Here is a 16,977-nt window from a genome sequence, read left to right on the forward strand (position 1 = left end):
ACCACCGACACCATGAACAACGACACCACCACAAGCGGGTTGACGTTCGACATCCAGCTCTCCGACAGGCGGAAGACCCCGCAGGAACGAGAGGCACTGCTGGAGAGTCCCGGGTTCGGCAAGGTGTTCACCGACCACATGGTGAGCATCCACTACACCGAGGGGAAGGGGTGGCACGACGCGAAGCTGGAGCCGTACGGTCCGCTGAGCCTGGACCCGGCCACCGCCGCCCTCCACTACGCCCAGGAGATCTTCGAGGGCCTCAAGGCCTACCGGCACCCCGACGGCTCGCTCGCCTCCTTCCGCCCCGAGTCCAACGCGGCCCGCTTCAACCGCAGCGCGGCGCGCATGGCGATGCCCGAGCTCCCCGAGGAGCTCTTCCTGAGGTCCATCGAACTCCTCCTGGAGCACGACGGCGACTGGGTGCCGACCAAGGAGGACTTCAGCCTGTACCTGCGCCCGTTCATGGTCGCCACGGACGTCGGCCTGGGCGTCAACCACCCGTCCCGCTCCTACGTCTACCTGCTGATCGCCTCGCCGGTCGGCTCCTACTTCTCGGGCGGCGTCCAGCCGGTGACGGTGTGGCTGTCCAGGGACTACACGCGCGCCGCGCCGGGCGGCACGGGCGCGGCCAAGTTCGCGGGCAACTACGCGGCGAGCTTCCTCGCCCAGGCGCAGGCGGTGGAGCAGGGCTGCGACCAGGTGGTCTGGCTCGACGCCCATGAGCACCGCTGGGTCGAGGAGATGGGCGGCATGAACCTGTGGTTCGTGTTCGGCTCGGGTGAGAACGCGCGTCTGCGCACGCCCCCGCTGACCGGGACCCTGCTGCCGGGCATCACCCGCGAGTCGCTGCTGACCCTGGCCCCCGACCTCGGCATCCCGGCCGAGGAGGCGCCCATCTCCACCGACGAGTGGCGCGAGGCGGCCGAGTCCGGCGAGCTCACCGAGGTGTTCGCCTGCGGCACCGCGGCCGTCATCACCCCCGTCGGCCGGGTCAAGGGCGACGACGGCGAGTTCACCGTCGGCGACGGCACCCCGGGGCCGGTCACCATGCGCCTGCGCGAGGAGCTGGTGGGCATCCAGACGGGTCTGCGCGCCGACAAGCACGACTGGGTCACCCGGTTCTGACACGCCCCGGCGGGCCGTCCTCCCCCAGGGCGGCCCGCCCCGTTCCTCCCCCCTCTCCCTCCGCGGGGAGCCCTCCGTGCCCGGGTCCGAAGCGGTCGACGCCGACGGGAACGCCGCTGTCGAAGCCTCCGCCGAGGAGGCGGGACCGCCGCGTACCCCGGCCCGTGGCCGCGGACGGATGCAGGGCGGGCGGTCACCCCTCCCCCTCCCCGGTGGCGTCGGTCACCGCCGCGCGCCGACCCGCTCGGTCCGGGGCGGCGCGCCCTCGGGCGGTTCACGAGGGGCGACGGTGTTCCCGGGCGTCCTCGGCGGGGTGCCGGGTATGTCCGGTGTGAGAAACCAGCGTCTCGCATGGTGGGACAATCTGCCGTTGAGCACCGAGAACTCCGCCACCGTGTGGCACACTGACCTCATGCCGTCTCAGGTGCTCATTATCGTGAGGCGCGCTGGCTGACCATCGGACGCCGCCAGCGCGCTGACCTCTCGTGTCCACGAGGGGTCTTTTTTGTTGGCGGGGCCCGGTCGGCCACACCACAGCATCCACCTTCGGGAGTTCCGCCCATGAGGGACGACAGTTTCCACGTCTTCGACACCACGCTGCGCGACGGGGCCCAGCGCGAGGGGATCAACCTGCGGGTCTCCGACAAGCTGGCCATCGCCAAGCTGCTGGACGACTTCGGGGTGGCGTTCATCGAGGGAGGGTGGCCGGGGGCCAACCCCAAGGACACCGAGTTCTTCCAGCGGGCTTCACGAGAGCTGACGCTGGAGCACGCGCAACTCACCGCGTTCGGCGCGACCCGCCGTGCCGGTGTGCGGGCCGCCGACGACCCACAGGTGGCCGCGCTGCGCGACAGCGGCGCACCGGTCGTCACCCTTGTCGCCAAGAGTGACGACCGGCACGTCGAGCGCGCGCTGCGCACGACCCTCGACGAGAACCTCGCCATGATCGCCGACACGGTGTCCCACCTGTGCGAACACGGCCAGCGCGTGTTCGTGGACTGCGAGCACTTCTTCGACGGATACCTCCACAACCCCGACCACGCGCTCGACGTGGTCCGCGCCGCCGCCGGGGCCGGTGCCGACGTCGTCGTGCTGTGCGACACCAACGGCGGCATGCTCCCCACCGACGTCACCCGCATCGTCACCGAGGTCCGCGAGGCCACCGGCGCACGCCTGGGCATCCACGCCCAGGACGACACCGGCTGCGCCGTCGCCAACACCCTCGCCGCCGTGGACGCGGGCGCCACCCACGTGCAGTGCACCGCCAACGGCTACGGCGAGCGGGTCGGCAACGCCAACCTCTTCTCCGTGGTCGGCGCGCTCACGCTCAAGCGCGGCCAGGAGGTCCTCCCCGAGGGCTGCCTGGCCGAGATGACCCGCGTGGCCACCGCCATCGCCGAGATCGTCAACCTCACCCCCGACACGCACCAGCCCTACGTGGGGGTGTCGGCCTTCGCGCACAAGGCGGGGCTGCACGCCTCCGCGATCAAGGTCGACCCCGACCTCTACCAGCACACGGACCCCGCGCTGGTCGGCAACGCCATGCGCATGCTCGTCTCCGACATGGCCGGGCGGGCCTCCATCGAACTCAAGGCCAAGGAGCTGGGCCTGGACCTGTCCGGAGACCGCGCCCTGTCGGGGCGGGCCGTGGAGCGGGTCAAGGGCCTGGAGCTGTCGGGCTACAGCTTCGAGGCCGCCGACGCCTCCCTGGACCTGCTGCTGCGCGAGGAACTGGGGCAGCCGGTCCGCTACTTCGACACCGAGTCCTGGCGCGTCATCACCGAACGCCGCCCCCGGGCCGGGGCCAGCCCCCTGTCCAGCGACTACGAGAGCCTCACCGAGGCCACCGTCAAACTGCGGGTCAAGGGCGAACGCGTGATCGCCACCGCGGAGGGCAACGGCCCCGTCAACGCCCTGGACCGGGCGCTGCGCAGCGCCATGGAGAGCGTGTACACCGCGCTGGCCGGGCTGGAGCTGACCGACTACAAGGTCCGCATCCTGGAGGGCAGCTCCGGCACCAACGCCATCACCCGCATCCTCATCACCTTCAGCGACGGGGTGGGGGAGTGGACCACGGTGGGCGTGGGGCCCAACGTCGTCGACGCGTCCTGGGTCGCCCTCGAACAGGCCGTCACCTACGGGCTCCTGCGCCAGGGCTACCCGCAGGGCTGACCGGGGGCACCCGGGAGCCGGAGCCCTCCGGCGAGCGGACGGGGGCGGGGCGGCAGCCGCCCCGCCCCCTCATGACGATCGCGGTCGCCCTCCAGGACGACCCCTCCATCGCTTTTCGTGTCCATGTCGATACCCGGAGTCACGCGACGGGAGTGCGCGGTCGGCCGGAAAAGCACGGACGGCCTCCGGAGGGGCCCTCAGTCCCCGGAGCCGTTCTCGGGGTGGACCCAGCCGTTGGGTTCGCACCCCTGGAGGCCCAGGGTCTGCTGCTGCATCACCGGGGCGGGCTCCCCCTCGCCGGGGCAGTCCACGTGGCCGTGGCCCAGGGTGTGGCCCACCTCGTGGTTGATCAGGTAGATCCGGTAGGTCTCCAGGTCGTCCCCGAAGTGGGGGACGCCCGACACCCAGCGGTTCTGGTTGATGATCGCCCGGTTCCCGTTCGCGCAGGACACGTACCCGTCGGTGTTCAGCGGGGCGCACAGCCGGTCCACGGTGTCCGGGGCCGCCAGCAGCACGCGGACGTCGGCGTCGTCGCCGTCCACCCGCTGCATCGCGCGCTCGCCGTCGTCGCCCCAGCTGCGCGGATCGCCCAGGATCTCCTCCACGGCGGCCGCGAAGTCCTCGGACTCCCCGGGCAGCCCCTTCTCGACCTCCACGGCGAAGGTGGTCACCGGGCCGTCGCCCATGACGTCGCTCTCGCCCTCCAGCACGGAGAACTCGCCGTCGGCGCTCTCGACCTCCTCCTCCACGGAGCGGAGCAGCAGCGGGGCCTCTTCCTCCTCGGCCCGCTCGGCGGGGTCGGCGGAGGACCCCGCTCCGGGCGCGGCGGCCCCGCCCGCCGAGTCCCGGTCCTCAGCGGAGGTGCGCCGGCCGCCGCCCTCCTCGGGGACCCCGTCGCCGACCGGCCCCGTCGCGGAGGTCTCGGCGGGCTCGCCGAAGTCTGGCCCGGAACCGGGCACGCTCACCATGAGCACGGTGGAGGCCCCGGAGACCATGCACAGACCCAGCGCCAGACCCATCGGGTACCGGCGGCGCTTGCGGTGCCGGGCACGGGGACGACCCCCGGGCGAAGCGGACGTGGGCACGGGAACCAGCCTCTCGACGGCGGACGACGGACCCAGCATGCCAGAATCCCGCCCAAGGAAAGGCCAAGGCATTGTCCGGGAAGAGCAGGTATGAGAGGGAGTCAATATCCTGCGGTCTTTCGCGGCTTCCGTGTGCTTTGACGCCGTCCGCGGCGCGGTTTGGATGTGTCCTTCGACTCCCCCCGGACGGGTCCCGTCCGCTCCCGGCCACCCGCCGCGCCGATACCCTTCAACCGCAAGCGAGACAACAGGGCTGCTGGGAGGCATCAGGTGCGCATCGCGCGGTTCGCGTCCGGTGACGAGGTCGGGTTCGGCCTGGTAGAGAAGGATTCCGACACCGGGGAGGAGTTCGTCGCCCGGCTGAGCGGCCATCCCCTCATCGGCGACATCCAGCTGACCGGCGAGCGGGCCAAGCTCTCCGACGTCCGGCTGCTGTCACCGGTGCTGCCGACCAAGGTGGTCTGCATCGGCAAGAACTACGCCGACCACGTCGCGGAGATGAAGGACGTCACGGGGGAGTCCACCGACGAGCCCGTCGTCTTCCTCAAGCCCTCCACCGCCGTGACCGGGCCCCGCGACCCGATCTTCCGCCCCGCCGTCTCCGAGCGGGTGGACTACGAGGGCGAGCTGGCCATCGTCATCTCCCGCCCCTGCCGCGAGGTGCCGCGCGAGCGCGCCAAGGACGTCATCTTCGGCTACACCGTCGCCAACGACGTCACCGCCCGCGACCTCCAGAAGAAGGACAAGCAGTGGACGCGGGCCAAGGGCTTCGACTCCTTCTGCCCCATCGGTCCCTGGATCACCACCGGGATGAGCATCGAGGAGGCGCAGGACCTGGCCGTCACCACCACCGTGGACGGCCAGACGCGCCAGGACGGGCGCACGTCGCAGTTCATCCACGACATCCCGGACATCATCGCCTACGTCACGTCCTTCATGACGCTGCTCCCCGGTGACGTGGTCCTCACCGGAACCCCCGCAGGGGTGGGCCCGGTCGAGGTCGGCCAGGAGGTCGCGGTCACGGTGGAGCGGTTGGGCACCATCACCAACCGCGTGGTGGCCCGCGACTGAGGGCCCCGCTCCGCGCGCCGATCCGGCGCGGGCCCAGGGGTCGGCGGCTCCCGCGCCGCCGACCCGCGCACGAGTGGAAGGCAGTCCGTTGACCATTCCCCGACGCCGCCGCACCGGTGCCCTCGTCCTCGCCGGTGCGCTCGCCCTCGTGCTCCTGGTCGGGGGAACCGCCTACTGGACGGCCGCGCGCACCGACGACGGCGGCACCGGCACACCGACAGGGGGACCCGTGAGCGAACCGCACCGCATCATGCTGGCGGGAGACTCGATGACCCAGGGCGCCAACGGCGACCGGACCTGGCGCTACCACCTGTGGAACCACCTCTCCCCGCACGTGGAGGAGCTGGACTTCGTCGGCCCCTACAGCGACCCCGCGAGCCGCGACATGATCCTGCCGGTCCCCACCGCCGAGGACGAGACGACGCCGAGCCCGGACGGAGACCCCGCCGAGGACTACCGGGAGGACGGCACCGGCGGGGCCGCTCCCGAGGAGGGCCCCTCCGCTCCCGAGGAGCCGATCCCGCGGGACGGTGCCGTCTGGCCCGGCGCGGACGGCGACCCAGGCACCGCCGAGTACCGGGACCCCGACTTCGACCAGGACCACAACGCCGTGTGGGGCCGTACCCTGCGCGACGCCTCCTCCTCCATCCGGGAGGACGTCCGCGTCCACCGCCCGGACGTGCTGTGCGTCATGCTCGGCGTGAACGACCTGCTGTGGCCGGTCACGATGGAGGAGATGGAGTACCGGCTGCGCGGCTACGTGGAGGCGGCGCGCGAGGCCAACCCGCACCTGCGCGTCGTGCTCGCCGAGACGCCGCCCATCGCCCTGGCCGAGTCCGACGAGGGCTTCGCCCTGCGCGTGTACGCCTACAACGTCCTGGTCCGCGAGGTCGCGGCCGACATGTCCACGGAGCGCTCGCCGGTGATCAGCCTGGACGTGGCGGGCGGCGAGGACTGGGACCCGGCCGCCGACACCTACGACGGCACCCACCCCAACGCGCGCGGGGAGGTCAAGATCGCCGCGGCCTTCGCCGACGCCCTCGCGGAGGGCTACGGGATCGGGCGCCCCTACCCGCGCCCGCTGCCCACGGCCTCCGCGGGGGAGTGAGGAGGGGAGCCGGGCCCGCCCCGGGGCGTTTCCCGGTCGGGGGAGCGGTTCCGTGCGCGCGGCGGGGACCAGCGGGTTTCCCCGGGCCCCCGTCCGGCGCGGATACCCTGGGCGCGTGACTGAGACTTCGATTCGTACCCGCTTCGCCCCGTCCCCCACGGGCATGTTCCACGTCGGCGGCGCGCGCTCCGCGCTGTTCAACTGGGCGCTGGCACAGCAGCGGCCCGAGGGCCGCATGGTGCTGCGCGTCGAGGACACCGACGCCGCACGCAACCGCCCCGAGTGGACCGAGGGCATCATCCGCGCGCTGGCCTGGCTCGGCATCGGCGAGGACGACCCGCACTTCGAGGGCCCCTACTTCCAGTCGGAGTACGCGGACAAGCACCGCGAGACCGCGCAGGAGCTGTACAAGAACGGCCGCGCCTACTACTGCGACTGCACCCGCGAGCAGGTGCAGGAGCGGCGCGACAACCCCAACCTGGGCTACGACGGCTTCTGCCGCGACCGGAACCTGGCTCCCGGCCCGGGCCGGGCCCTGCGCTTCCGCGTGCCCGAGGGCGGCCCCACCGTCGTGGACGACCGGATCCGCGGCCGCGTGGAGTTCGAGCACTCCGCCATCGAGGACTTCGTGATCGCCCGTGCCGACGGCTCGCCGCTGTTCGTGCTGGCCAACGTCGTCGACGACGTCGAGATGCGCATCACCCACGTCGTCCGCGGCGAGGAGCACCTGTCCAACACCCCCAAGCAGCAGCTGCTGTGGGAGGCGCTGGGGCTGACCCCGCCGGTGTGGGCGCACCTGCCGGTCATCGTCAACGAGCAGCGCAAGAAGCTCTCCAAGCGCCGGGACAAGGTCGCCCTGGAGTCCTACCAGGAGGAGGGCTACCTGCCGGAGGCGATGGTCAACTACCTCATGCTGCTGGGCTGGGCGCCGGGCGACGACCGCGAGATCATGCCGTGGTCGCAGATGCAGCCGCTGTTCCGGGTGGAGGACGTCAACAGCTCCAGCGCCTTCTTCGACGAGAAGAAGCTGCGCGCCTTCAACGGCGAGTACATCCGCGAGCTCTCCGCCGAGGAGTTCGTCGAGCGCTGCCAGCCGTGGCTGACCGGCGACGCGGCCCCGTGGGACCCGGCCGACTACGACCCGGCGGTCTTCGCCGCCGTCGCCCCGCTCGCGCAGAGCCGCGTGGCGGTGCTCAGCGAGATCGTGCCGAACGTGGACTTCCTCTTCCTGCGCGAGCCCGTCGAGGACGAGAAGAGCTGGGCCAAGGCCATGAAGCCGGGCGTGGGGCGGGAGATGCTCCAGGCCGCCCTGGCGCGCTTCGCCGACCCGGAGCTGCCGTGGGCCGCCGAGGACCTCAAGGCCGCCACCGAGGAGGTCGGCGCCTCGCTGGGCCTGAAGCTGGGCAAGGCGCAGGCCCCCGTGCGCGTCGCGGTCACCGGCCGCACCGTCGGCCTGCCGCTGTTCGAGTCGCTGGAACTGCTCGGCCGCGAGCGCGTCCGGGAGCGGCTGACCGCGGCCCTGGCGAAGCTGGACGCACAGGACGGCCCCGCCGGGTCCTGAAGCGGACGGGGGTGGTCGGAGCCACAGCCCGGCCGCCCCGATTCCGGTTCGCGACCACTCCGAATGTCCGCTAGAGTTGTCCACGTCGCCGAGGGGGACGGGGAAGCGAAAGCGGACCGGGTCCTCCCAGAGCACTGGGGTATGGTGTAATCGGCAGCACGACTGATTCTGGTTCAGTTAGTCTAGGTTCGAGTCCTGGTACCCCAGCGCAGGTCAGCGTTCAGGCGCTGACCGCGCGGGTCGCAGACCCGAAAGCGCGCCCCCGTCGTCTAGTGGCCTAGGACGCCGCCCTCTCAAGGCGGTAACGGCGGTTCGAATCCGCTCGGGGGTACACAGAGGGAGAAGCTCTCACCAGGTGGGGGCTTTCTTTCTGGCCGGTGCATGCCACCGGTGTCCGGTTGGGGCGGGTATCTTAGTAAAGGTCCGCCCGGACCAGTCCGGCCCCCGTCGTCTAGTGGCCTAGGACGCCGCCCTCTCAAGGCGGTAACGGCGGTTCGAATCCGCTCGGGGGTACCAGCAGGCGAGGCTCCATCCACCAGGATGGGGCCTTTCGTGTTCTCCGGCCCCGAGGGCCCTTCGGAACCGCGCGCCCCTCCCGGGCCGCGGAAGGCGGGTCCGCGGCGCCGGGAAGCCCCTGGGATACTGGGTGGGCGCGGTTCCCCGACCCCTCAACCCCTGTCGGAGCGTATGAAGAGCGACCCCGCCTCCCCAGCCGTCCGGACCGGACCGGCGCCCCCGGGCGCGCCGTGACCGGCCGTGAGCTCGGCCCGGGCAGCCACCAGGACAAGGAGCTGCGCGAGGTCCTCAAGGACCTGTGCGAACAGGGGTGGGTGCTGAGGCAGGAGGGACACTGGGGGCGCCTGTACTGCGACTGCGGCTGCACCCGCATCCAGGTCCCCGGGACGCCGCGCAACTCCGGCCGGGCCGCGCGCCGCATCCGGCAGGAGGCGCGGCGCTGCCCGATGCCCCCGGACGACCCCCGGCGGGGCGCGGGCGGACCCCGCGAGTGAGACCGGTCCGGTCGGAGGTGGTTCCTGCCGCCCCCGGCCGTGGTGGGGCCCGGCCGTTCCGGCTATCCTTGTGTTGACGTTTGCCAACGGATGGGCGGCGCCCGGCGGGTTCGGGGGCGCCGCGGCCGTTGACCGCGGCCGGTAGCCCGGCGCACACCGGAGGACGCTCCGGAGGAAGGCGAGGCCGATGGCCGAGTACGAGTTCGTCTTCGTCGTGGACGGGTTCGACCTGGACGACCACGACACCGTCCAGGCCCTCAGCGAGAGCTTCGACGCCCTCGTCTCCTCCTGGCACGGGTCCCTGCGCCTGTCCGTGGCCGCGCTCGGCCCGGACGCGGTCACGGCGGCCAGGTCGCTGGTGGAGCGCGTCCACGTGACGGTGCCCGGCGTGCGGATCGTCCGTCTGGACCGGGAGCTGGTCGGGATCTCCGACATCGCCGAGATCACCGGTAGGAGCAGGCAGAACGTCGACCAGTGGGTCCGCGGACAGCGGCACGACGGCGTCCCCTTCCCCGCGCCCGAGGCGGCCGTGGGCCGCTCCCTGGTGTGGCTGTGGTCCGAGGTCAACGCGTGGCTGCGCGGGATCGGCCTGGACGACGGTCAGCTGCGGCCCACGCGGACGGAGATGTCCGAGATCGACTGGCTGCTCCAGACCTCGCGCAAGGTCGAGCTCGCCCTGGTCCGCCACGCCAACAGCCCCGACGCGCGCCGGGTGGCCAGGCTGCTGGCCGCGCACGCCCGCACCACGCGCGAGTTCATCCACTACCTGGTGAAGAACCCGCGGGTGTGCGACGCCCGAGGCCGCTACACGGTGCTGGTCTGCTCGCCCCGGGACCAGGCGGTGGACGTCTTCCGCAGGCTGGAGGCGTTCGAGCACCCGGTCGTGCTCGCCACGGTGACCAACCGCATCCACGCCCTGGTCATGGTCGACGGGGAGGGTGAGCGCGGTGACGCGACCGAGCTGGTGCCCGGGATGACCGTGCGCGACTGGCTGGGGATGATCGCCCTGTCGCCCGAGAGCGAGTTCACCGTCGCTTCGGAGGGCGCGTCCACCAAGACCGCGCCCATCACCGCGCGGTCGCCGATGGACCTCGTCGGCGCCTGAACCCGGGCCGGTCCCCGGCGGCGGGCCGTCACGGAGGAGCTCCGCGCCCGCCCCGGGAAGGACCGCCGCCGGGCGCTTCACCACGACACCCTCCGGCGGGCCGCCTTCGCGGCGGCCCGCCGGGGCGGAGCGGCCCGGCTAGTGCGCGCCCTCGTAGCTGTGCAGGGACTCGCTGATCTTCTCCGCCGCCGACAGGACCGCCTGGGAGTGGATGCGGCCGGGGGAGCGGGTCAGGCGCTCTATGGGGCCCGACACCGACACGGCGGCGATCACGCGCCCCCCGGGGCCCGACACCGGCGCGGACACCGACGCCACGCCCTGCTCGCGCTCGGCCACGCTCTGGGCCCACCTGCGGCGGCGCACCTGGGCCAGGCTGGCCGCCGTGAACCGGGCCCCCAGCAGGGAGCGGCGGATGCGGTCGGAGTCCTCCCAGGCCAGCAGCACCTGGGCGGCCGAACCGGCGTTCATGGGCAACTCGCTGCCGACCGGGACCGTGTCGCGCAGTCCGCTGCTGCGCTCGGAGGCGGCCACGCACACCCGCAGGTCCCCCTGGCGGCGGTAGAGCTGCGCGCTCTCCCCGGTCAGGTCGCGCAGCTGCACCAGGACGGGGGAGGCCACGGCCAGCAGCCGGTCCTCGCCGGTCGCTATCGACAGCTCACCCAGGCGCGGGCCCAGCACGAAGCGCCCCTGGCTGTCGCGGGTGACCATGCGGTGGCGCTCCAGCGCCACCGCCAGCCGGTGGGCCGTCGGCCGGGCCAGACCGGTGATCTGTACCAACTGGGCCAGGGACGCCGGTCCCGACTCCAGGGCGTCGAGGACGGACATGGTCTTGTCCAGGACACCGACGCCGCTGGATGAGCTAGAGTTGTCCATGGCTTGATATTGCCGTCTCGAAATATGGAATGCAAGTCAGGCCGCAGTCCGCGCAGGGCTCCACACGAGACGCGCCCGAGACGATTACGAGAGAGGCGATCGCCCATGGCACGCACGATGGCCGAGAAGGTCTGGGAGGAGCACGTCGTCCGGCGTGCCGACGGCGAGCCGGACCTGCTCTACATCGACCTCCACCTCGTCCACGAGGTGACCAGCCCGCAGGCCTTCGAGGGCCTGCGCCTGGCGGGCCGGTCCGTGCGCCGCCCGGACCTGACCATCGCCACCGAGGACCACAACGTCCCCACCCAGGACCTGCTGGCCCCCATCGCCGACCCGGTCTCCCGCAAGCAGGTCGAGACGCTGCGCAAGAACTGCTCCGACTTCGGCGTGCGGCTGCACCCGATGGGCGACATCGAGCAGGGCGTGGTGCACGTGGTCGGCCCCCAGCTGGGCCTGACCCAGCCGGGCATGACCATCGTCTGCGGCGACAGCCACACCAGCACCCACGGCGCGTTCGGCGCCCTGGCCTTCGGTATCGGCACCAGCCAGGTCGAGCACGTCCTGGCCACCCAGACCCTGCCGATGGCCCCCTTCAAGACGATGGCCGTCACCGTGAACGGCACGCTGCGGCCGGGGGTGTCCGCCAAGGACGTCATCCTCGCGGTCATCGCCAAGATCGGCACCGGCGGCGGCCAGGGCTACGTCATCGAGTACCGGGGCGAGGCCATCGAGGCCCTGTCCATGGAAGCCCGCATGACCGTGTGCAACATGTCCATCGAGGCGGGCGCCCGCGCCGGGATGATCGCCCCGGACCAGACCACGTTCGACTACATCCGCGGTCGGGCGCACGCGCCGCAGGGCGAGGACTTCGACGCCGCGGTCGAGCACTGGAGGAGCCTGCGCACCGACGAGGGCGCGGTCTTCGACGCCGAGGTCGTGCTCGACGCCGACGAGCTCAGCCCGTTCGTCACCTGGGGCACCAACCCCGGCCAGGGCGTGCCGCTGGACGCCTCCGTGCCCGACCCCGCCTCGTTCGAGGACCCCTCCGCCCGCGCCGCCGCCGAGAAGGCCCTGGCCTACATGGACCTCGCGGCCGGAACGCCGATGCGCGAGGTGAGCGTGGACACCGTCTTCCTGGGCTCGTGCACCAACGGCCGCATCGAGGACCTGCGCGCCGCCGCCGAGATCATCCGCGGCCGCAGGGTGGCCGAGGGCGTGCGCATGCTCGTCGTCCCCGGCTCCATGCGGGTCAAGGAGCAGGCCAACGAGGAGGGCCTGGGCCGGATCTTCGAGGAGGCCGGCGCCGAGTGGCGCGAGGCCGGCTGCTCGATGTGCCTGGGCATGAACCCCGACCAGCTCAAGCCCGGCGAGCGCAGCGCCTCCACCTCCAACCGCAACTTCGAGGGCCGCCAGGGCCGCGGCGGACGCACCCACCTGGTGTCGCCGCAGGTCGCCGCCGCCACCGCGGTGCGCGGCACCCTGTCCTCGCCCGCCGACCTGGCCGCCCTCTAGCGCGCCCCGTTAGGAGAGACCTCTCATGGAGAAGTTCGACGTCCACACCGGTCGGGCCGTGCCGCTGCGCGCGAGCAACGTCGACACCGACCAGATCATCCCGGCCGTCTACCTCAAGCGGGTCAGCCGGACCGGCTTCGAGGACGGCCTGTTCGCCGAGTGGCGCAAGTCCGACCCCGACTTCGTCCTCAACCGCCCCGAGTACCAGGGCGCGTCCGTGCTGGTGGCCGGGCCGGACTTCGGTACGGGCTCCTCGCGCGAGCACGCCGTGTGGGCGCTCCAGGACTACGGCTTCAGGACCGTGCTGTCCTCCCGCTTCGCCGACATCTTCCGCGGCAACTCGCTCAAGGGCGGCCTGCTGACGGTCCTGCTGGCCCAGGAGGTCATCGACCGCGTCTGGGCGGCCGTCGAGGCCGATCCCGCCACCGAGGTGACCGTGGACCTGGTCGAGCGCGAGGTGCGGGTTCCGGCGGCGGACGTGCGGGAGCCCTTCGAGCTGGACGACTACACCCGCTGGCGGCTCCTGGAGGGCCTGGACGACATCGCGCTGACCCTGCGCCACACGGACGAGATCGGGGAGTTCGAGGGCACCCGCAAGCCCTGGCTGCCGGTGACCCTCTAGACACTGATCGGCTTCTGGGCCGGGGATTCGTGGGCTGTGTGACGCAGGCCACCCCCGGTCCAGAAATATTTTACCTTTACATGCTGTGAGCGCCTGCTTACGGGTCTTCCGTCCTTAAGCTCAGCGTGTCTCGTGCCCGGAATCCGGTTATACGTAGGCATTTGAGGCTCGCAGAAGGGGTCAAAAGGGACTGAAGCCGGGGGTGCCTCCGGTCTGGACCGGAGTCCCGCGGAAGCTGCCGCGCAGGTGGGGATGGGCCCGACACGCCCTGCCCGTAGGCGTTTGTATTTGTGTAAGGGCCTCTGCTTCCCCTAATTTCGTGCGAGCAAGGGGGAACCGGAGGAACCTTATGAACAAGCGTGACCTGATCGACGCGATCTCCGATCGGCTCGGAGACAAGAAGACCGCGACCGAAGCGGTCAACGCTGTGCTTGACACCATTCAGGCCACCGTGGCGTCGGGCGACAAGGTCGCCATCACCGGCTTCGGTGTTTTCGAGAAGTCCGAGCGCGCGGCCCGCACGGCCCGCAACCCCGCCACCGGCGCCACCATCAACGTCCCCGCGAGCTTCGTTCCGAAGTTCCGCGCTGGCGCTGACTTCAAGGCTCTGGTCAACGGCGACAAGAAGTAACCCGCCACCGCACGGCGACGGGTCCGTCCGCCCGGGTCCCCTTCGAGGGGCCCGGGCGGAACGCGTTTGTGGGCCCCGTGAGGTCCAGGGGACGCACGGGGAGCCCAGGAGGGGTGCGCCGGGGCCTTGTACGGGCTCGTGTGGTGTAGGAGGAGCCCAAGAGGGCGCGTCAGGGCCTCGTGAGGCTCCTGGGGTGCACGAGGAGCCTCGGGAGGGTGCGCCAGAGCCTTATGAGGTTCATGGGGCGCATGAGGGGCGCACAAGGCCTCTGCGGCGCCCGAGCGGCGGGGCAGGGTGTTCGGGGCCTCCGGGAGGGCTCAGGGCGCGTTCTGCGGACACAGGCCGCCGTCCACGAGCTCCCACAGCCCGCGCGTCCTGGGGCCCACGCCCAGCGCCACCGCGGCGCGCAGGTCCTCGAACGTGTCCACGTCGCGCCGCACCGACGCCACGTCCGGCACCACCAGCTCCCTGACGCCCCCGGACAGGTGGCGGGCCCGCGAGGGCCCCTCGAAGGCCGGGGTGAACGGGTGCCCGGGCGCGGCGGCGAACAGCGTCGTGCCCACACCGGGGGCGTCCGGCAGGAAGGAGCGGCCGTGCCCGGCCGCCGCGGCCAGGACCCGCTCCAGTTCCTCGGGGCGCAGCGCGGGCAGGTCGGCGGACAGGGCGCACACCCCGAGCCCGGGCAGGCGCCGCCGCGCGACGGCCGCCCCGTGCTCCAGCGCCGGGTTCAGCCCCGTGCCGGGCTCGCCGCCCACCACCACCGCGCCCAACCGGGCCAGTTCGGCGCCCGCGCGCGCGTCCTCGGTCACGGCGAACACCGCCGCCACCCCGGGGCAGGCCCGCGCCGCGGCCACCGTGTCGCAGGCGATGGCCAGCGCCAGGTCCTCGCGGCGGCCCCCCGCGACCGGGGCCAGACGCGTCTTGGCGCGTCCGAGGCGCTTCACCGGGACGACCAGGGACCAGCGCGCCCCGGGGCGCGGCGCCCCGCCCTGCTCTCCACAGCCGGTCACGGTCCCCCCGGAACGTCGGTACGGCACGACAGTGACGAGGGTAGGCGTTCGGTGGGGAGCCGTCGGCTGCGACGCCCGCGACGGGCCGCGTCCGCCGAACACGTCCTACACTGAATCGGTTGTGCTGTGCGGCCTCGACGGGCCCGGAGCGATGGAGTGAGGAGTCCCGTGGCCAAGCAACGAGAATCCCGGTGGGTGAAAGCGGTCGTCTCCCGGATCGTCCGGTTTGTCCTGTGGTTCGTGACCAAACCGGACTGGAAGGGCACCGAGCACGTCCCCGCCAAGGGCGGCGCGATCATCGCCCTCAACCACCTGTCCCTGGCGGACCCGCTGACGGTCGCCCACTTCCTCTACATCGGCGCCCGGCGCTGGCCGACCTTCACCATGAAGGAGGGGGTCATGCGCATCCCCGTGGTGAGCGCGGTGGCCAGGAGCACCGGCCAGATCCCCGTCAAGCGCGGCAGCACCGACGCCGTCAAGGCGCTCCACGAGGCCGAGCTGGCGCTCACCCGGGACGGGGCCTCGGTGATCTTCTACCCCGAGGGCACCTGCACCCGGGACCCGGACCTGTGGCCGATGACCGCCAAGACCGGCGTGGCGCGCCTGGCCCTCACCACGGGCGTGCCCGTGGTCCCGGTGGCGCACTGGGGCGAGCAGCACATCATGCCCTACGGCACCAAGAAGGTCAGGCTGTTCCCGCGCAAGCGCGTGGAGTTCCTGGCCGGACCGCCCGTGGACCTGTCCCGGTTCCGGGAGCAGCCGCTGACCGGAACGGTCCTGCGGGAGGCCACCGAGGCGATCATGGCCGACATCACCGCCCTCCAGGCGCGGATCCGCGGCGAGGAGCCGCCCGCGGTCCCCTACGACCCCAGGAAGGCGCGGGCCGCGGCCGCGGGGAGCGGGGAGCGGCCCCCCGTGGAGGGCGGCACGGCCGCCGCGGCGGACAGCACGGCGCCGGCCGACGACCAGGCCGGGGCGAAGAGCGACAACGGCGGGAACAGCGTGGGGGCATGACGGAGCCGATGGGTAGCGACGACGTGAGGATCGCCGTTCTCGGCGCGGGATCGTGGGGCACCGTGTTCGCGAACATCATCGCGGACGCGGCCGACCTGGCCAGGGAACGCCGTCCGGACGGCCCCGCCGCCGAGGTGGTCCTGTGGGGGCGGCGGTCCTCGGTGGTCGACGCGATCAACGAGACCTCGCAGAACCCCGACTACTTCCCCGGGATCGCCCTCAACCCGCGCCTGCGCGCCACCGCCGACGCCCCCAAGGCGCTGGCGGAGGCCGACGTGGTGGTGCTGGCCGTGCCGTCGCAGACGCTGCGGGCCAACCTCGTGGACTGGCGCCCCCACCTGCGCGAGGACGCGGTGGTCGTCAGCCTCATGAAGGGTGTGGAACTGGGCACCCGCATGCGGGTGAGCCAGATCATCGCCGAGGTCCTGGAGTACTCCGAGGAGCGCATCGCGGTCGTGTCGGGCCCCAACCTGGCCCGGGAGATCGCCGAGCGCCAGCCCGCCACCGCCGTGGTCGCCTGCCCGCACGAGCCGACGGCCGTGCGGCTCCAGAGCCTGTTCAAGTCGGCCTACTTCCGCCCCTACACCAGCACCGACCTGGTCGGGGTGGAGATCGGCGGCGCGATGAAGAACGTGATCGGCCTGGCCGTCGGCGTGGCCGAGGGCATGGGCTTCGGGGACAACACCAAGGCGTCCCTCATCACCCGCGGCCTGGCCGAGACCACGCGCCTGGCGGTGGCCCTGGGCGCGGACGAGCACACCCTGTCCGGCCTGGCCGGGATGGGTGACCTGGTCGCGACATGCTCGTCGCCGCTGTCGCGGAACCGGACTTTCGGTGAGAAACTGGGCGCTGGCAAAACCCTTGAACAGGTCGTCGCGGAGACCAGGCAGACGGCCGAGGGGGTCAAGTCCTCCGAGTCCGTCCTGGAACTCGGATGGGCCCACGGGGTCGACATGCCGATCACCGAGGCCGTCGTCAAGATGATGCACCACGACCTGAGCCCGGCCGAGGCGCTGGCCGCCTTCATGGCGCGCAGCGCCAAGCCCGAGCGCTACGGGGTCTGAGAGCGAGCACG

At 72.2% G+C, this 16,977-nt stretch carries 15 protein-coding genes and 3 tRNA genes; 15 read left to right on the forward strand and 3 right to left on the reverse strand.

All coding sequences use genetic code 11. The annotated features are described in order from the left end of the window. The first annotated feature begins 12 nt into the window (after positions 1–12). Together EV372_RS15080 and cimA are read left to right on the forward strand one after the other, a co-directional pair. On the forward strand, positions 13–1,128 hold the full coding sequence (locus EV372_RS15080; protein ID WP_130396493.1) for a branched-chain amino acid aminotransferase: 1,116 nt from the start codon (positions 13–15) through the stop codon (positions 1,126–1,128). Between the two features lie 561 nt (positions 1,129–1,689). Next, positions 1,690–3,300 (forward strand): citramalate synthase, encoded by a 1,611-nt coding sequence (cimA, locus tag EV372_RS15085; protein ID WP_130396494.1) that lies wholly within the window; start codon positions 1,690–1,692, stop codon positions 3,298–3,300. A 197-nt stretch (positions 3,301–3,497) separates the two neighbouring features. Here cimA and EV372_RS15090 read toward each other — a convergent pair whose 3' ends face one another. Beyond that, positions 3,498–4,319, reverse strand: a complete 822-nt coding sequence (locus tag EV372_RS15090; RefSeq protein ID WP_130398935.1) for a DUF3152 domain-containing protein — start codon at positions 4,317–4,319, stop codon at positions 3,498–3,500. Between the two features lie 336 nt (positions 4,320–4,655). On the opposite strand from EV372_RS15090, the gene EV372_RS15095 reads away from it, so the two are divergent. From EV372_RS15095 to EV372_RS15130, 8 genes are all read left to right on the forward strand, one after another. After that, the gene (locus EV372_RS15095; RefSeq protein ID WP_013151236.1) at positions 4,656–5,456 is read left to right on the forward strand and encodes a fumarylacetoacetate hydrolase family protein; all 801 of its coding nucleotides are present in this window, start codon (positions 4,656–4,658) and stop codon (positions 5,454–5,456) included. Positions 5,457–5,544: 88 nt separating this feature from the next. Next, complete coding sequence (locus tag EV372_RS15100; RefSeq protein ID WP_130396495.1) at positions 5,545–6,564, forward strand: GDSL-type esterase/lipase family protein; 1,020 nt, start codon at positions 5,545–5,547, stop codon at positions 6,562–6,564. 115 nt (positions 6,565–6,679) lie between these two features. Further along, positions 6,680–8,125 (forward strand): glutamate--tRNA ligase, encoded by a 1,446-nt coding sequence (gene gltX, locus EV372_RS15105; protein WP_130396496.1) that lies wholly within the window; start codon positions 6,680–6,682, stop codon positions 8,123–8,125. Positions 8,126–8,260: 135 nt separating this feature from the next. After that, a tRNA-Gln gene (locus EV372_RS15110) sits at positions 8,261–8,332 on the forward strand. Positions 8,333–8,383: 51 nt separating this feature from the next. Further along, positions 8,384–8,456 (forward strand) — tRNA-Glu (locus tag EV372_RS15115). Positions 8,457–8,565: 109 nt separating this feature from the next. Continuing rightward, positions 8,566–8,641, forward strand: a tRNA-Glu gene (locus tag EV372_RS15120). A 230-nt stretch (positions 8,642–8,871) separates the two neighbouring features. Continuing rightward, positions 8,872–9,135, forward strand: coding sequence for a hypothetical protein (locus EV372_RS15125; protein WP_130396497.1), 264 nt, complete (start codon positions 8,872–8,874; stop codon positions 9,133–9,135). A 187-nt stretch (positions 9,136–9,322) separates the two neighbouring features. Beyond that, on the forward strand, positions 9,323–10,240 hold the full coding sequence (locus EV372_RS15130) for a hypothetical protein (RefSeq protein ID WP_130396498.1): 918 nt from the start codon (positions 9,323–9,325) through the stop codon (positions 10,238–10,240). Positions 10,241–10,378: 138 nt separating this feature from the next. On the opposite strand, the gene EV372_RS15135 is transcribed toward EV372_RS15130, so the two are convergent. Then, on the reverse strand, positions 10,379–11,065 hold the full coding sequence (locus EV372_RS15135) for an IclR family transcriptional regulator (protein ID WP_019608647.1): 687 nt from the start codon (positions 11,063–11,065) through the stop codon (positions 10,379–10,381). Positions 11,066–11,218: 153 nt separating this feature from the next. On the opposite strand from EV372_RS15135, the gene leuC reads away from it, so the two are divergent. The 3 genes from leuC (at position 11,219) to EV372_RS15150 (ending at position 13,878) form a co-directional block, all read left to right on the forward strand. After that, complete coding sequence (gene leuC / locus EV372_RS15140; protein ID WP_130396499.1) at positions 11,219–12,625, forward strand: 3-isopropylmalate dehydratase large subunit; 1,407 nt, start codon at positions 11,219–11,221, stop codon at positions 12,623–12,625. 25 nt (positions 12,626–12,650) lie between these two features. Further along, entirely contained in the window at positions 12,651–13,247 is a 597-nt protein-coding gene (gene leuD, locus EV372_RS15145; protein WP_130396500.1) for a 3-isopropylmalate dehydratase small subunit, read from the forward strand. Between the two features lie 349 nt (positions 13,248–13,596). Then, positions 13,597–13,878 carry an HU family DNA-binding protein gene (locus tag EV372_RS15150; protein ID WP_013151244.1) on the forward strand — a complete coding sequence of 94 codons (282 nt, stop codon included), beginning with the start codon at positions 13,597–13,599 and terminating at the stop codon, positions 13,876–13,878. Positions 13,879–14,195: 317 nt separating this feature from the next. Here the strand turns inward: EV372_RS15150 and cofC are convergent, their stop codons facing one another. Continuing rightward, positions 14,196–14,888, reverse strand: coding sequence for a 2-phospho-L-lactate guanylyltransferase (gene cofC / locus EV372_RS15155; RefSeq protein ID WP_130396501.1), 693 nt, complete (start codon positions 14,886–14,888; stop codon positions 14,196–14,198). 168 nt (positions 14,889–15,056) lie between these two features. On the opposite strand from cofC, the gene EV372_RS15160 reads away from it, so the two are divergent. Further along, positions 15,057–15,902 (forward strand): lysophospholipid acyltransferase family protein, encoded by an 846-nt coding sequence (locus EV372_RS15160; protein WP_130396502.1) that lies wholly within the window; start codon positions 15,057–15,059, stop codon positions 15,900–15,902. Between the two features lie 8 nt (positions 15,903–15,910). Continuing rightward, a complete protein-coding gene (locus tag EV372_RS15165; protein WP_130398936.1) occupies positions 15,911–16,966 on the forward strand; it encodes an NAD(P)H-dependent glycerol-3-phosphate dehydrogenase in 1,056 nt (351 codons plus the stop codon). Positions 16,967–16,977: the final 11 nt, after the last annotated feature.

The organism is Nocardiopsis sp. CNZ308 (assembly GCF_004217075.1).

Excerpts from the sequence above, each read along its gene's own strand:
- EV372_RS15080 (WP_130396493.1), top strand. The coding sequence starts at position 13 with ATGAACAACGACACCACCACAAGCGGGTTGACGTTCGACATCCAGCTC.
- cimA (WP_130396494.1), top strand. The coding sequence starts at position 1,690 with ATGAGGGACGACAGTTTCCACGTCTTCGACACCACGCTGCGCGACGGG.
- EV372_RS15090 (WP_130398935.1), bottom strand. The coding sequence starts at position 4,319 with ATGGGTCTGGCGCTGGGTCTGTGCATGGTCTCCGGGGCCTCCACCGTG.
- EV372_RS15130 (WP_130396498.1), top strand. The coding sequence starts at position 9,323 with ATGGCCGAGTACGAGTTCGTCTTCGTCGTGGACGGGTTCGACCTGGAC.
- EV372_RS15135 (WP_019608647.1), bottom strand. The coding sequence starts at position 11,065 with ATGTCCGTCCTCGACGCCCTGGAGTCGGGACCGGCGTCCCTGGCCCAG.
- leuC (WP_130396499.1), top strand. The coding sequence starts at position 11,219 with ATGGCACGCACGATGGCCGAGAAGGTCTGGGAGGAGCACGTCGTCCGG.
- leuD (WP_130396500.1), top strand. The coding sequence starts at position 12,651 with ATGGAGAAGTTCGACGTCCACACCGGTCGGGCCGTGCCGCTGCGCGCG.
- EV372_RS15150 (WP_013151244.1), top strand. The coding sequence starts at position 13,597 with ATGAACAAGCGTGACCTGATCGACGCGATCTCCGATCGGCTCGGAGAC.
- EV372_RS15165 (WP_130398936.1), top strand. The coding sequence starts at position 15,911 with ATGGGTAGCGACGACGTGAGGATCGCCGTTCTCGGCGCGGGATCGTGG.